This is a genomic window from Zobellia alginiliquefaciens, assembly GCF_029323795.1.
Lineage (GTDB): Bacteria > Bacteroidota > Bacteroidia > Flavobacteriales > Flavobacteriaceae > Zobellia > Zobellia alginiliquefaciens.
On the sequence record NZ_CP119758.1, the window covers coordinates 2710027 to 2725156 of the forward strand.

At 37.6% G+C, this 15130-nt stretch carries 12 protein-coding genes; 8 read left to right on the forward strand and 4 right to left on the reverse strand.

Annotation, left to right across the window (positions count from 1 at the left end; all coding sequences use genetic code 11):
- Position 1 precedes the first annotated feature (1 nt).
- A complete protein-coding gene (locus P0077_RS11415; RefSeq protein WP_276165379.1) occupies positions 2-1426 on the forward strand; it encodes an HmuY family protein in 1425 nt (474 codons plus the stop codon).
- Positions 1427-1565: 139 nt separating this feature from the next.
- Positions 1566-1904, forward strand: a complete 339-nt coding sequence (locus tag P0077_RS11420) for a hypothetical protein (RefSeq protein ID WP_276165380.1) — start codon at positions 1566-1568, stop codon at positions 1902-1904.
- A gap of 23 nt (positions 1905-1927) precedes the next feature.
- Here the strand turns inward: P0077_RS11420 and P0077_RS11425 are convergent, their stop codons facing one another.
- Positions 1928-2647 (reverse strand): adenine nucleotide alpha hydrolase, encoded by a 720-nt coding sequence (locus P0077_RS11425; RefSeq protein WP_276165381.1) that lies wholly within the window; start codon positions 2645-2647, stop codon positions 1928-1930.
- A 161-nt stretch (positions 2648-2808) separates the two neighbouring features.
- Here P0077_RS11425 and P0077_RS11430 point away from each other — a divergent pair, with 161 nt between their 5' ends.
- The 6 genes from P0077_RS11430 to P0077_RS11455 all read left to right on the forward strand — a co-directional run bounded on the left by P0077_RS11430 (position 2809) and on the right by P0077_RS11455 (position 9771).
- On the forward strand, positions 2809-3384 hold the full coding sequence (locus tag P0077_RS11430) for a Crp/Fnr family transcriptional regulator (RefSeq protein WP_276165382.1): 576 nt from the start codon (positions 2809-2811) through the stop codon (positions 3382-3384).
- A gap of 71 nt (positions 3385-3455) precedes the next feature.
- Positions 3456-4016 (forward strand): hypothetical protein, encoded by a 561-nt coding sequence (locus P0077_RS11435; protein ID WP_276165383.1) that lies wholly within the window; start codon positions 3456-3458, stop codon positions 4014-4016.
- A gap of 101 nt (positions 4017-4117) precedes the next feature.
- Positions 4118-6454, forward strand: a complete 2337-nt coding sequence (locus P0077_RS11440) for a helix-turn-helix domain-containing protein (RefSeq protein WP_276165384.1) — start codon at positions 4118-4120, stop codon at positions 6452-6454.
- A gap of 92 nt (positions 6455-6546) precedes the next feature.
- Positions 6547-7566, forward strand: a complete 1020-nt coding sequence (locus P0077_RS11445; protein ID WP_276165385.1) for a serine hydrolase domain-containing protein — start codon at positions 6547-6549, stop codon at positions 7564-7566.
- Between the two features lie 22 nt (positions 7567-7588).
- Positions 7589-8446, forward strand: coding sequence for an alpha/beta hydrolase (locus P0077_RS11450; RefSeq protein WP_276165386.1), 858 nt, complete (start codon positions 7589-7591; stop codon positions 8444-8446).
- Positions 8447-8775: 329 nt separating this feature from the next.
- Entirely contained in the window at positions 8776-9771 is a 996-nt protein-coding gene (locus tag P0077_RS11455; RefSeq protein ID WP_276165387.1) for an NAD(P)-dependent alcohol dehydrogenase, read from the forward strand.
- A gap of 77 nt (positions 9772-9848) precedes the next feature.
- Here P0077_RS11455 and P0077_RS11460 read toward each other — a convergent pair whose 3' ends face one another.
- The 3 genes from P0077_RS11460 to P0077_RS11470 are packed head-to-tail and all read right to left on the reverse strand — an operon-like array spanning position 9849 to position 15130.
- Positions 9849-11189, reverse strand: coding sequence for a DUF3526 domain-containing protein (locus tag P0077_RS11460; protein WP_276165388.1), 1341 nt, complete (start codon positions 11187-11189; stop codon positions 9849-9851).
- Positions 11190-12629 (reverse strand): ABC transporter permease, encoded by a 1440-nt coding sequence (locus P0077_RS11465; protein WP_276165389.1) that lies wholly within the window; start codon positions 12627-12629, stop codon positions 11190-11192. It lies immediately after the preceding gene.
- 2 nt (positions 12630-12631) lie between these two features.
- Positions 12632-15130: a TonB-dependent receptor gene (locus P0077_RS11470; RefSeq protein WP_276165390.1), complete on the reverse strand. Its 2499-nt coding sequence runs from the start codon at positions 15128-15130 to the stop codon at positions 12632-12634.

Sequence of the window (15130 nt, forward strand, 5' to 3'; positions counted from 1 at the left end):
TATGAAAACTACCTTTAAATTATCATCCCTCTTTTTATTTCTTTTATTGATTTCTTCCTGTAGCTCAGATGACGGAGAAGTTATACAAGAAGATTTTGTTGTTGCTTTTGAGAATCCTTCCGTAAGCTTTGGAGCTACTGAAGATGAGAAAAATATAAACTTGGTTTTTTCTACCGTAGCACCAGAGGTTGGTTCCGTAGAAGTGTCTTTTACCGGTTCCAATGCTGCTTATGGCGAAGATGAAGATTTTGTTACCGTTCCCGCTGCCGTAAACGGCGTTATAACTATTGAGGTGGCAAGCGGGGCCCAAAGCGCTTCCTTTGTTTTTAAAAAATTAAAAGATGCCGTAGAAGGAACCCAAAAGAGCATAGATTTTGAAATAAGTACGGTTAACGTAGCCAACGGTATGGCTAACGGAACAACCGCAACCCAAGTGGCTTTTGAAGAAACGGCTGCTCTTGGCGGGAACTTTGCCCCAGAAGTTGGTGGGCCAAATGAACCTAACCAAGTGTATATTGATTTAAGTGGACAAAACCAAACCAGTATAAATCGTGAAACATGGGACCTAGCTTTTTATAATGGCGATGATTTCAGGGTGGCCATTAACGGTTCTCTCTATATGGCGGTAGCCGAATTGGATGAAACTGATATTGATGAGGTAACGGCAGAACAGGTTGTCGATCTTCAGGAGAGTGTGGCTGTGGGAACTTTTGATGCTGCAAATACCGAATTTATAGATGCGCCCAATGGAGAAATTAGCGGAACCGCAATTCAAGAAATAGCTGTTGCCGAGACGGATAACAAAGTATACTTGGTAAATATGGGTGCTGAAGTAGGCACGGAAGAACCACAAGCAGGAGCGGTAAACACTTCTGGTGATGCTAGGGGATGGATGAAAATTAGAATCCTAAGGAATGATACGGGTTATACACTACAGTATGCAGGTCTTGATGAGGTTGCTCATAAAGAAATAAGTGTTTCTAAAGATCCAGCATTTAATTTTCAATTTGTTAGTCTTACCTCAGAAGCTATTGTGAACGTAGAACCTGAAAAGGAAAAATGGGATTTGAACTTTACAGTTTTCACCAATGAAATTGAAGGTTTTGGCTCATATGGCTATTCTGATTTTGTTTCTACAAACAGTAAGGGAGGTGTTATGGCCTATATGGTTACTACGGAAACCAAAGCCTATGATGGTTTTTCCGCTTCGGATATTGATGATCAAGCTTTTGATGATGATCAAAGGGTAATAGGTAGCAATTGGAGAAATGGGGGAGGACCGGATACCTTGCCTTCGTTAAAAGAAGATGTGTTCTTTGTTGTTAAGGATAATGATGGTAACCGTTACAAACTAAAGTTTACCGCACTGGTAAACGAAAGTGGTGTTAGGGGTTATCCAGCTTTTGAATACGAGCTTCTACAATAAAACCTCACTAAAAATTTGTTTGAGTTAGTTTGGGACCGGGCATAGTAAAGTGTGTCCGGTTTTTTTTAAACAGTTTGCATATAGTTCAGAAATAAGTCAAGCAGCCTATTGTCATTATGAATTGCCAAAACAGAAAGAAATGGAATTACTATATCAAAATGGTTATGGATCCATATATAAAATGCCTAAGAATACCAGTTATTTTTGCGAAATGCAGCTGATTGTGGATACTGTGGGTATTTTTCTGTCTAGAGAAGACCTTAATCACCTTTTGAGTATTGTTAAAAAATCATATGAGCCATGTACCTGTGCCGATTGTGGTGGGGATTTCTGTAATAAGATTTGGTGCTCCAACCCGTTAATAGATATTTGTTTAAAAGTAGATGAATCTATTCTTGATCATTTGGAAGATTTAATTAAAGGCGCCCAATTTATGATGGATATGAATGCTACTTTGGAGAAATATCGAATAAAATAAAATAGCTCTAACGCTATAAAACCCTATTTATCAACTGGTAATAGGTCGCAAAACCAGAAACCGATAGTCTCAGTGTCTTGTTCATTGTCTTTTTGGGGATTTTTATAAGCTCTGAAAACCTTCTCGCCTATCCTAAATTTTATAGGGTTTTTGAAGATAGGCCCATCATAGCAGAAAGTGTGAAATTCTCCGTTTTCACCGCAAGGATCAACATTGTCCGGTAAATCGTTAATGAAACTTTCATCAACTTCTCTTCCAACAAAAGAAGCATCCAATACATCTGATTTTATACAGATTACAATGGCCTTGAAGCCTAAATCTAAAAACTCCTCTATGAGTTCTTTGGTGTCCCTTTTCCAAAGTGGAAAGCAACACTCAATGTTATATTTTTTTAGGTGCTCTTCTCTATAGATTCTAAGGTCTTCTAAAAAAATATCACCAAAACCACAATGAGAGTAACCTTCGGATTGTAATTTGGTTTGAACCCGTCCCATTTGGGTATGATACACTTCCATTGTAGGTTCCTCGGGAAGTTCAATTGTGGTAACCGGAAGTTCAATTTCTTGGATTTGCTTTAGTAATAACTCCCGTCTTAGCCCATGCATAGAAACACGATTGTGGTGTGTGTTTATAGAGGTAACCAACAGGTCTATGTTATGATTGCTATCTTGTTGAAGATGATACAGTGCCAACGAGGCATCTTTACCTGAGCTCCAGTTAAAGTACGTTTTTAGCTTTTTCATTACAAGGGTATTCTGGTTGGGTATAAAGGTTTTGTAAGAAGCAAAAGCTTTATCTTTTTTTCAAAGCTAAATCCATAAGACTTATCGACCTAATTAAAGTCTAATTTAATAGAACTTAGCTTAAGCCTTCATTCTTATAAATTATTTTTATTTTAAGGGCCATGGAAGCGCAGCGGTTAAACAAATCTATTACGACATACGGCCATAAGTTGACTCAAAAGGCACTTATTGCCTTTAGTGCTTTATGTGTAGAAAAGACTTTTGCTGGTGGAAGTGTCATTTTTAAGCCGAATCAAAATGACCAATCTGAGTATATTCTGTTGAAAGGAATAGCACGTACTTTTGTGTTGAATACTGATGGGGAAGAAATTACACTCTCATTTTTTGAGGAAAATACGACTCTGCCTCCTTGCGTAATACGAACTCAAAATGGAAAATCTTTGTTATATGGCGAAGCATTGACTGATTGTGTTTTTGCCAGAATGGACGCCAGTGCTTTTGAAGCGTTAATGATAGAAAATATTGAGGTTAGAGAATTTGGTAATGCTGTAATGCGCCAAGAATTAGGAAATAAAGTCCAAAAAGAAATAAGAATGGCCTCTTGGACCGCTAAAGAACGTTTGGACCAGTTTAGGAAAGATTTCATTATGCTCGAAAATCGCATTCCTCACCCCATGATTGCCTCCTATTTAGGGATAACCAATGTTTCGCTTAGTAGACTTCGGAAATTCTCTTGAAAAATACCGATTTTATCAATTGTTAATGCATGGCAAAAGCTACCGTCATTTCTTTGTAAAAAATAAAGGAAATGAAAGTGGTTTATAATATCATACTTCAAAATATTCAAGGTAAAAAAGTGTTGTTTTTATTTTTGCTCACGAATACAGTTTATGTTGCCATGTTGATGCTGACCATTCCAAAGGTTATGGTTTTTTCTAAGGGGATGAGGTTGTTGGATATGCAACCTATGGGGTATGATTTTGAGTATGTTCACCTACTTTTTCAGAACTTAGGACCGGAAGGAAGGCATGCGTATTTATACCAGCAATTACCTTTGGATATGGTGTACCCTCTTTTATTTGGAGTAGGTTACTGCTTAGTGTTAGCTTATTTTCTGAACAAGCTCAATAAATTGAAACCTCTTTTCATATATGGATGCCTCCTGCCATTAGTTGTTGGAATAGCCGATTATGCAGAGAATTTTGGAATATGGTTTATGCTGAAGAATCACACGGAAATATCGCGCAGTACTGTAATGGTCACCAGTAGTTTTACCCTTGTCAAAAGCATGGGCACTACGCTATATTTTGTGATTTTAATAGGGGTCTTTTTACAGTTGGCAGTTAAATTTTTCAGAAATAAACATTAGTACGTCACATTCATTTCGGAATTGCGCAAGGAATACAACCACTATCAGCAATATACCACGCTTTCTAGTTAAGGATTTGTTGTATTTTTAAGGCATCACTTATGTCAAATTCTAAAAACCGCCGTATAGCCGCTATTATGTTTACCGACATTGTTGGGTACACGGCATTGATGCAAAAAGATGAAAGCGCAGCAATGGTCATGAGAGAAAGGCATCGCTCAACTTTTACAAAAAACCATACAGCGCACTCCGGCAAAGTTTTACAGTATTACGGAGATGGTACTTTAAGCACATTTTCAAGTGCAGTAGAAGCTGTGGAATGTGCAATAGCCATTCAACAGACACTGCAAAAAGAAAAAACGGTACCCATACGTATCGGACTACATTTGGGCGATATTGTTTTTGATGGAACGGAAGTTTATGGGGACGGGGTAAACCTATCTTCGCGTATTGAGTCTTTAGGCGTTGCGGGTTCAGTTCTCATATCGGGAAAGTTGAACGATGAACTTAAAAATCAACCGCAGCTAGTCACAAAATCGCTTGGCTATTTTGAGCTAAAAAATATTGAAAGGCCAGTGGAGGTTTTTGCCGTAGCCAATGAAGGGCTCGTGGTTCCAGAACTTACGGAACTAAGTGATGTTTCAAAAAAACAAAACAAAACCGTTGCCGTATTGCCTTTCGTTAATATGAGTTCCAATATAGAGAACGAATATTTTTCAGATGGCATGACGGAAGAAATCATTAATGCCTTAACCAAAATTAAAGGTCTTAAAGTAACCTCTAGAACATCTTCGTTTTATTTTAAAGGAAAAAATATCCCGGTCAAAAAGATTGGGGAAGCACTAAATGTATCCACAATTTTAGAGGGTAGTATTCGCTTGTCCGGTACTAAAATGCGTATTACCGCACAGTTAATAGATGTGGTTGATGATTTTCATTTTTGGTCCGAAACTTTTGACCGTTCAATAGACGATATTTTTTCGGTTCAAGATGAGGTAAGTTTGCTTATTGCGGAAAAATTACGGGAGCATATTGGTCATTTTGATATTGATAACCAATTGGTCAATGCTTTGGATATATCTGCGGCTTTATATAAAAAATACCTAAAGGGAAAGTATCATTTAATGAAGTTAGATGTAAAGGGTACAGAAGCCGCCATTTCTATTTTTAAAGAAGTAATAGCGGAACAGCCTAATTTTGCCCTTGCTCACTTAGGCATTAATCAAGGATATACTTTCTTGGGAACTATGGGGTTAATTCCTGCTGATGAAGCCTTCAGAAAAGCTCAGCCTTTTTTGGAGAAAGCCATACAATTAGATAATAACTTACCTGAAGTCCAATTAAATCTAGCATGGATCAGCGGTTGGCAAAAATGGGATTTGAAGGAGGCTTACACCCACTTGGCAAATGCCATAGAAAGTAGACCTACAGATGAAATGTACCTTACCATGGCCAATTTTCTAACGGTTGAAGGTAAGTTTGATGCCGCATTTAATTTTGCGAACAAGGCATTGGAGCTAGACCCGTTCGCGGCAATGAATCACCATTACAAAGGCTTTCTATTTTATTTAAAAGAGGATTTTAATGCTGCAGAACCATTTTTCAAAGAAGCGCTCAAACTAAGTCCGGAACTTCCGTTTCCACCCTTGTATATTGGTGTCTCGTTAATATTACAAGGTGATGCAGATAAAGGATTAATGTATTTTAAAAATCTTAACATCAATAGAACTAGAGACCTTACCCAACTTGGTGGTATAACTTTAGCTCATGCCGCTTTAGGAAATACCAATGCCTTAAATGACGGATTGAACAAATTACAATCTGCTTTAGAATCCGAAGCTATGGGGAGTGCACTTTATTTTCTGATATTGATTACGGCTTTTATTGGAAGAACGGATGAGGCAATTGGATGGATGGAAAAAGGGATTGAATATCGTTTGCTAATGATGCTACTTCTAAAGACAGAGCCACTGGTTAAAAATTTGCATTCAGAGCCAAGATATCAAGAGTTGATGGGACAAGTATTTGGTAATAAAAGCACAACACTAATTGTCGAAAGTAAATATCAAAAGCCGCTATTCAATAAAAAGGTATTAGAGCAGTATAGGAAGCAATTGATGCGTCTGATTAATGAAAAAAAGCCCTATCTAGATTCTAATTTAACGCTGCGCAGTATGGCAGAAATGTTAGAAATTCCTCCCAATCATTTATCACAACTGCTTAATGAAGGTTTTCAAAAGAACTTTTCGGAATTCGTGAATTCATATCGTTTGGAAACTTTTAAGTCAAAAGCGGCAGATGCGTCTCAGCGGCATTTGACAATTTTGGCATTGGCATATGATAGCGGTTTTAATTCCAAGACGGTTTTTAACACCTATTTCAAAAAGGCCATGGGTGTTACGCCTAGAGCTTATTGGAAAACGATAACTGCAAATTAGTTCCGATTTTCAAATCCGAACGATTCCCCCTGTTTTAGAACTTAAGTTTGAAGTCAAATTTAAAGTATGTCAGAATGACAAAAAGCAAAATAATGCGAATACTCCGAATAGTATTTATTCTGGCAAGTATCGGCTCTTTGTATTTTGTACCATGGGTTTTGGTAAAGGCGTGGATATTGCCACTGCCGGATACTGTTCAGGAACAAGTAGATGAAGCCATTAGTCATGGTTTTGACGGCATGATTGTTTATGTAGACGAAGCAAATAGGCCACCGGCTTATTATGCAGGTGGGTGGAAAAACAGGGAAGATAAGATACCTGCCGACCCCAAATCCTTGTTTAAAATTGCGAGTATCAGTAAGCTCTACGTAGCAGTGGCTATCACTAAACTGGTTCATGATAAACGTCTGTCTTTAGATGAATCACTTCTTGACTATTTTCCAGAACTCGAAGGAAGAATTGAAAACGCAGAAAAAATCACTTTAAAATTAATGGTGCAACATCGGAGTGGTATTCCCAACTTCACTGATAATCCCGCATATTGGAAAGACGAGCAGGAAAACGGGAAGAGAGCCATTGAATTTGCTATTGATTTACCGGCTAGCTTTAAACCAGACGAAGGTTATGAATATTCAAACACCAATTATTTATTGCTTCGTCAGATTATTGAAGAAGTAGTGGGTTACAGTCATGAACAATATATAAAGGAGGAAATATTGATGCCCCTTCAACTAAGCAACACCTTCTTTTCGCTTAGTGAAGTGAATATAGATGATGTAATGAGTGGTTATTATGTAGGTGAGGATGAGGATTTTAAGACCAATGAAAACGGAATGTTAGCTACAGCAGAGGATGTGGGAGTCTTCTTAAGAGCATTAAATGATGGCTCTGTGTTTGATGAAGGGGAGCAAGAAATTTATTCTTCCATATACGTCTATGAACACGGTGGTTTGGTTCCCGGTTATCAGAGTCTTGCAGAATATCATGAGGACATAGATACCGTGGTGGTTCAATTTATTAATACAACAGATTTTCAAGGGTATGAGTGGAATCTATCTGAAATTACAATCAACCGTATTGTAAAAATATTGAGAAATAAAAAAGGCAAATAGAAATCAATAAGAGATCAAAACAATGAAGCGGCTTTTTAAAACAGAGGTAGGGAAGAAGGAGGTTTTAAGTCTGTATGACCAAAAATTGAACGAACTAAATATTGAATTTGAATGCTTGGATATTGATACCAGTTTTGGACGGACCAATGTTATAACAACTGGGGTTTCTACAAATCCACCCATTATATTGATTCATGGCTCTAACGGTTGTGCACCCATTGCGCTTGACACATATCCTGCTTTAAGGAAGAATTTTAAAGTGTATGCGGTTGATGTTTTAGCGCAACCAAACCGCAGTGCAGAAACAAGAATGAGTATGAAAGATGATTCTTATGGGCGATGGATGAACGAAATAATAACAGCTCTAAAGATTAATAATGTTACTCTAGCCGGGTTTTCTTTAGGAGGATTGATCATATTGAAAACCCTTGAATTTAATGAAAGTAAGATCAAGGAGGTGTATCTGGCTGCACCCGCTTACATTGTAAATGGCAACCCATTGAAAACATTATTTAAAATCTTTATTCCAATGAAGCGGTTTATGAAAACGGAAAAAGAGAAATATGTGGAAAAATTTTTAGCGGAACTTTTTACGGAACGTGATGAGTTTGCAATCAAATATTTGTCAAAAGTATTCGTGCATTTTAAAATGGACTTTACGCCTGTACCTGTAATAAGTGAGGTTGCAGCTAAATCTATTAAAACACCAATAACCCTGTTTGCAGCTCAGAACGACACAATTTTTCCTGGTGTAAAGATGATTAAAAGAGCAAGAAAAATATTCCCTTCTTTAAAAAGTGTTCTAATGTTCGAAAATTCAAAACACGTTCAAAACAAAGCGCAGAATGAGCTGATTGAAAGTGCTATTCTGGAACAATAACACACAACACATTTACTAAATTTTGATTTCATCCTCTGTCTGCGGAAATGGATAGAATAACGGCTGCCTTGAGTTGAAAAACAGCCCATGTAGAGGCTCCTTACCTGTTTAAAACGGTTGATTTAATTCTCAATTAGTAAAAATTACAGAAACTACAAAAATTTATAACCCTGATTAAACTATTAAAATGGTAAAACTTATACTCATAGTAATAGCATTGGCACTAGAATATTGGTTCCAATAGAAAATCAATAAGCTGATGCTCTTCAAATTAGTTCCGATTTTTAAACCCGAACGACAGGCTTGTAGCCAGCACCTACTTTTGGCGTATGAAAAGAATAACCAAAGAAACAATGAGGGCAATTATAATAACGAAGTACGGTTCGCCGGAAGTACTTCAATTGCAGTACGTTCAAAACCCCATTCCTAAAGACAAAGAAGTTTTGGTACAGGTAAAAGCGGCTAGTGCAACTAGGGCCGATACCATGATGCGAAAAGGAAGCCCGTGGTTAGGAAGGCTTTTTATTGGTCTAACAAAACCAAAACACCCTATATCCGGCACCGGTTTTTCTGGTGTTGTGGAAGCCATTGGTAAAGACGTTACAGAATTTGAAGTGGGAGATGCCGTTTTTGGAGAGTCAATTTTTGGAGCGGGGACAAATGCGGAATATGTTTGCATTCAGGAAGACGGCGTACTCACTCTCAAACCCGAACAATTATCTCACAAAGAAGCGACTACTATTTGTGACGGCTATTTAACCTCTTGGAATTTCTTAAAAGGGATGGCAGAAGTAAAACCGGGCCAGTCCGTTTTAATAAATGGTGCTTCAGGAAGTCTTGGTACTGCGGCCGTGCAATTAGCAAAATATCTTGGAGCCGAGGTTACGGGTGTTTGTAGTGCCCAAAATGTAGAATTGGTTGGAGCTATAGGAGCGGATAAAGTTATAGATTATAATAAAACAGATTTCACCAAAACAGGAAAGATGTATGATGTTGTTTTTGATACTGTGGGTAAATCAAAGTACTCGTATTGTAAAAAGGCACTTAGCTTCAAAGGCATTTATCTTTCCCCCGTATTGAGTTTCTCTTTGCTAGTTCGGGTAGTGTGGACGTCTATGTTCAGCTATAAAAAAGCAAAATTTTCGGCTACGGGAGCCAAGTCTATTCCGGCACTTCGGTTGCTCCTCAATGAACTTAAAGAACTTTGGGTATCCAACCAATTAAAACCAGTAATAGATAGGTATTATGCTTTAGAAGAAACAGGTAAAGCCCATGAATATATAGATATGGGACGTAAAAAAGGTAACGTAGTTATTCTTCTTTGATTTTGCTAAAATTATTCATCAATCAATCAACCTTCAAAAAAAACAAGAGCTAAAATTTTTTTTAGCCCTTGTTTCCATTACAATTTCCGAAGATTTAATCCTGCTAAAATTCCAATAATAAATGTTATTAATAAAGTGGGCAGTAGCAGTTTTAACCAACTAAAGCTATAATCCTGCTCATAAAATTTAGCTTCATGCTTTTTCCAATCTACTGCATTAGCAGATTTATGGTCAAATATTTTGGTGTAAAAACCTTCGCGCAAATTTTTATGGAATTCGGTCAATGATTTCAAGAAGTCCAAATGACTAAGCATATCGGTTCCCGCAAGACTATTAAAACTTAGTTGAGAATGCATTGTGGGCACAAAAAGTGCTATTTTTTCGCTTGCCGTATTTCGTAACATAATTTTTTCGGTCATTTCGGCACTTGTCTCCTTTGCCGCAAAATCGCCCATGAATTGCATACCATAATACCAGATCCAACTGAATTCATCTTCCGGAACAGGGTAGTTTTTGTATTGCGGGTAAGCTTTGATAAACTCCGTCATGGTTGCATCCTTTTCCAAATCCCACTTTTCATGGTAACCATCCCTTTGCTCTACCATGGCATCTAAAGCTTCGGGCACTTGGTAGGCATTTATAACATAGTTGTTGACCAACGCCGGAATCAAAATGGTCAGTACCACCCAAATGGAAATTAAAGCCAAAGCATTAAAACTTGAATTCTTTAATAGGGTTACCATCCAAAAACATAAGGCACTCCAGAACATGACATACAAAACGCTCTGAATAAAAATTGCCCAAAAATTAGCGTTCATCGGAATTTGCAGCATCGCACTTGCCAAAAACATCAAGAAAATTAAAACAGCGAATACAAAGAGTATTCTCACCAATAATTTTTTGAATAAAAACTTTGCTTTTCCAGAGGTTTGAGCAGCCAATATTCGCCACGTACCCAGTTCTTTTTCTTCTGAATACAAATTGAAGGTCATGGCTATCAATACCAGCGGAAACAAATAAATGATAACAAAACCTAGATCGAGATTGCCGGACATTAATAATGACGGGTTCTCAAAATCGGTGTCATATTTTTGTGCTTCCAACCCTCTAATGGTTACCGCTTGCAATAACGGATTAACATCGCTCTGACCAATGGAAATTGCGTTTATATTTTGAGGTTTCTTTATGAGCGTAAAACGCAGGTAATATAAAAGCAAGCCTAAGTCTTCACTATGGTAATCCACGTTCTTTTTAATGCTTTCTTCTTGAAATACCTGTGCTGCAGCAATTGTCTTTTCCTGCTTTACCAAATATTGCTTTCCTATTAAAATACTTATTACCCCAACGGTCAATAACAGCACCAAACTGACCAAGAAAATTTTCGTCCTAAAAAATGATTTAAATAATAAACTATACATCTATATGGCTTTTAGGTTAGTGGATAATCTTAACAGACCCAATATGGCTAGTCCTCCCCAAAGTACTAATGCCAATAAGGATATAAGCTCATTTTTAAAGACATCTGAAATGCTTAAAAAATGATACTCAAACGGAGGAAATTCTTTCCAATAATCACTAGATATAGTATTTGGACCTTCTTTTCCTTTATTCGGAATTAAATCCATCTGCAATTGATTCATATCTTGAGCTAATTTGAAGCGATAGGTTTCTGCCTCATCCTTAAAATGAAGAAAAGATTGAAAATCGGTGCCTGAGAAAGCCATTGATAAGTTCTTGATTGCCGTATACGGATTTATAAATGCGGAGTACCGTTCTAGATTGTTCTGCTTTCCATACACTTCATACAAATCCTCCTGATGTTTTAAATATATTTTAGTGCTCATTGCTTCACCTTGAGACATCACAAAACCACCATAATTAAAAGGAAGGTCTTCAACATTTTCTACGTTATGTACACGTAGTACGGAATCTTTCATGGCTTTGAAATGCGGATCATTAGGGTCATGACTATCTCCAATCTCAGCCAAATCGTGTTCCACTGCAGTTTCCATTTCTATTTTAGAAGGAGTAGGGTAAAGGTAGAACCCCATTGCTTGTAATGATTTTGGAACAATGATCACAAAAAGCAACCAGATGCCCAATAGTTTTACCAATGCTCCTTTGGCTGTAGCACTAAAAGCCGAAACCAGAATAGTAATGGCACTCAAAATGCCAAAGAACAATAGATAAGCTACTAACAGTACAACATATCTTAATAGACTATCGGTATGCATGCTATCGTGCGACTCAACCAAAACGAATAATAGAAGGACCAGAAATATAGCACCTAGAAAAACCAAGGACAGACTCCATAAGCCCAGCCATTTTCCGAATACTATTTCTTTTCGTGTTATACCTTGCCCGATCAATAGCTTTAAAGTGCCATTTTCACGCTCTCTGGCAATGGTACCAAATCCTAAATAGAAAATTAAAAGTGGTACAATTACTTTTAATAACATTGCCAGACTCACTTCGCCAAAACGCAACAAACCGGTAGACATACTGGCTTCTGAAAAGTTGACGGTATTTTGTTTGTGAGCTTCCAAGAAAACGGCATTACCCACAAAGTTCTCCATTCCCATATCAAATACACTTAATACGTGTTTTAACCTTAGGGCAAAAGAGCCATAGTGTGCCATACGGTGCGGATGTTTATCAGGATTATTTTCCCAGCTTTCTTCTACTTCATCTTGAATTTCATCCCGTGTAAAATTCTGGTCATGATAATTCTCCCATCCACTATATGCAGAAAAAAGAAGTAGGCATAGCATTAAGGCAGAAGCGATCAACATGACCTTGGATCTAAAGGCATCTTGCCATAATTGGCGAGCCAATAATTGAATTACATTTTTCCTCATTCTTAAAACTTATACGTTGCGTTCAACAATACATTTCTTGGTGCGCCAGGTCCTAATCTTGATGGGTTTAGACCACCTAGCCAATACGTCTCATCGAATAAATTATTTAGCTTAAGGGTTAATTGCATACCTGTATTATTAGGCTTGTAATATACCGCTGCATCAAATACGGTATAGGAAGGTAATAATAGCCTATCTGTGTCGTACGTAGGGTTGTACCATGTATATCGTTCATCCATAAATTGAGCACCTAAACCGAAGCCGACTCCTTTTAAGGTTTCAGTCGTGAAATCATATCGCCCCCAAATATTACCATTGTGCTTTGGCGCTCCACCGATAGGTTCACCGATGTACTCTTCTATGGCATCTTCTACAATTTCAGCATCTGCAAAACCGTAAGATGCGGTAAGCTGAAAGTTAGAGGATATATAACCGGAAATATCCATCTCAAAACCTCTACTTCTTTGTTCTCCTCTGGTGGTCAAGTTTTCTAAGTCATACGTGTCACCCAATAAGATGTTCTTTTGGGTGATATTGAATATTGCCAGATTGGCAAATATTTTTCCGTTCAAAAATTCTCCTTTCGCTCCAAATTCCGTCAAGCTGCTTTCCAATGGGTCAAATCTGGCAGGTGAAGCGGCCCAAACGAAACCTTCTGCAGATGGTGATAATGAAACGGTGTTTGAATGTGGTTGAAATCCTTCCAAGTAAGTGCCATACGCACTAATACTATTCGAAATTTCATAGGTTAAACCAAATCTAGGCACTAAAGCATTGTTTTTAAACTCTTGTTCATTTCCCTTGTAATCGAAAATATCTGTAAACGTTTCATATCGCAGATTAATTAATGCTGAAAATTTACCGACCTTAAACTGGTTTTGAATATAGATACCCCCTGAAGTATTCAAATTAGCCGGTATTGATAATTCCGAAAGATTATAATCACTAACATCTCTGGCACCATTAAAAGGATTTTCCAAATTAAAATAAGCTGCAGCCGGTTTTGGTATGGTAATACCGTCAACAACAATTTGTTCAAAATTATCAGCATTCTCTGGGTCAAAATTAGCCTGACCACCATCTACCGTTAAATATCTTCTAGCGCGTAAAAATCCGGCACCAATTTTTCTCTCCCAACGGGTAGCATCGTAACCAACCAATATTTTGTTAGTTATCTTCTCCGTTTTAATGTCGTACGTAAAGTAAGTGCTAAAGTTATCTGTTTCCCAGTTTTGTTGACGTTCATCATATCGCAGTCTTGCCAGGGTAGGTATCACGTTACCTTCAATATCGACTATGGAACCACCAACTCTGTGCTCGGCCATGTCCTCATCCCAAGTTTGTTTCATGAACTGGGCATTAAAACCTAAGTTATCGGTTAACTTTTTACTGAAGTTTGCCATGAAAATAAACTCTTTGTTCTTATAGTGATCGCTAGATGCACCTACGTTCATTGTAATTGGAGTACTATCTAAATCATACTCGCCATTAAAAGCACCAAAAATTGGCTGACCTCTATCTAAATTACCCACAGCATCACTGTAGATTAACTCTACGTTTAAAGATGTGGTTTCATTAGGTATATAACTTAAGGAAGGCGAAAACAAAATGGCATTGTTATTTACTACATCTCTAAATGAATCTGCCTCTTGAATAGCTGCATTAAAACGATATAAAAGCGTTTTAGATTCGTTCAACGGACCGGTAAAATCTGCTGTAGCCCTAATAGTTGAAAAACTACCGGTAGTCAACGAAACTTCACTACGTTTTTCCTTTAAGGGTTTTTTGGTTACCATGTTTACCGTACCACCTGGATCAGCACTTGAGAACGTTACCGAAGACGGACCTTTTATAACTTCAACCCGTTCTAAGTGCGAGGTAATAGGTTGCAGAAAATAGTATTGTCGTGTACGCATGCCGTTTAACACTTGTCCGTCATCACCTTGTGTAATACCACGAATATTATAATGATTATATAATCCAGTAACGGATACGTTACTTACCGTTTTTACGGCATCTGGCACTTGAAAAGCAAGTCGGTCTGCAATTAACTCCTTTGTTACCGACGTTATCGCTTGCGGCAATTCTTTATTGGCAATTGCCACTTTAGTCGCCGAGAACGAATAATCACTATTGTAATCTGTTCTTGCTCTACCAATAACTTCTACCGATTGTAATTGCTCTACACTCTCTTGAAGGCTGATGGTGCCCAAATCATACTCTTTCGATTGGTCGAATGATTTTTGAAAACTGAGCGATTTCATACCGATGTAACTTACGGTAATCTGATAGTTTCCCGCAGAAGCAAGGGCAAAATTGAAATTTCCGTTTTCCTCTGTAATTGTACCTCCTTTTGTTCCTGAATTTTTATCGGAATAGGAGAGGGTTGCTCCAAAAATTGGGGCACCGTTGTTATCTGTAATTTTACCTTTTACTGAAATTTGGGCAAATGTTGTATTGCATACTAATAGCATCAGTATGACTTTTATATAGTTTTTCAT

Bases quoted from the DNA above. Each gene is read 5' to 3' on its own strand.
- P0077_RS11455 (WP_276165387.1), top strand. From the start codon at position 8,776: ATGAAAAGAATAACCAAAGAAACAATGAGGGCAATTATAATAACGAAG.
- P0077_RS11425 (WP_276165381.1), bottom strand. From the start codon at position 2,647: ATGAAAAAGCTAAAAACGTACTTTAACTGGAGCTCAGGTAAAGATGCC.
- P0077_RS11470 (WP_276165390.1), bottom strand. From the start codon at position 15,130: ATGAAAAACTATATAAAAGTCATACTGATGCTATTAGTATGCAATACA.
- P0077_RS11435 (WP_276165383.1), top strand. From the start codon at position 3,456: ATGAAAGTGGTTTATAATATCATACTTCAAAATATTCAAGGTAAAAAA.
- P0077_RS11445 (WP_276165385.1), top strand. From the start codon at position 6,547: ATGCGAATACTCCGAATAGTATTTATTCTGGCAAGTATCGGCTCTTTG.
- P0077_RS11460 (WP_276165388.1), bottom strand. From the start codon at position 11,189: ATGTATAGTTTATTATTTAAATCATTTTTTAGGACGAAAATTTTCTTG.
- P0077_RS11430 (WP_276165382.1), top strand. From the start codon at position 2,809: ATGGAAGCGCAGCGGTTAAACAAATCTATTACGACATACGGCCATAAG.
- P0077_RS11420 (WP_276165380.1), top strand. From the start codon at position 1,566: ATGGAATTACTATATCAAAATGGTTATGGATCCATATATAAAATGCCT.
- P0077_RS11440 (WP_276165384.1), top strand. From the start codon at position 4,118: ATGTCAAATTCTAAAAACCGCCGTATAGCCGCTATTATGTTTACCGAC.
- P0077_RS11415 (WP_276165379.1), top strand. From the start codon at position 2: ATGAAAACTACCTTTAAATTATCATCCCTCTTTTTATTTCTTTTATTG.
- P0077_RS11465 (WP_276165389.1), bottom strand. From the start codon at position 12,629: ATGAGGAAAAATGTAATTCAATTATTGGCTCGCCAATTATGGCAAGAT.
- P0077_RS11450 (WP_276165386.1), top strand. From the start codon at position 7,589: ATGAAGCGGCTTTTTAAAACAGAGGTAGGGAAGAAGGAGGTTTTAAGT.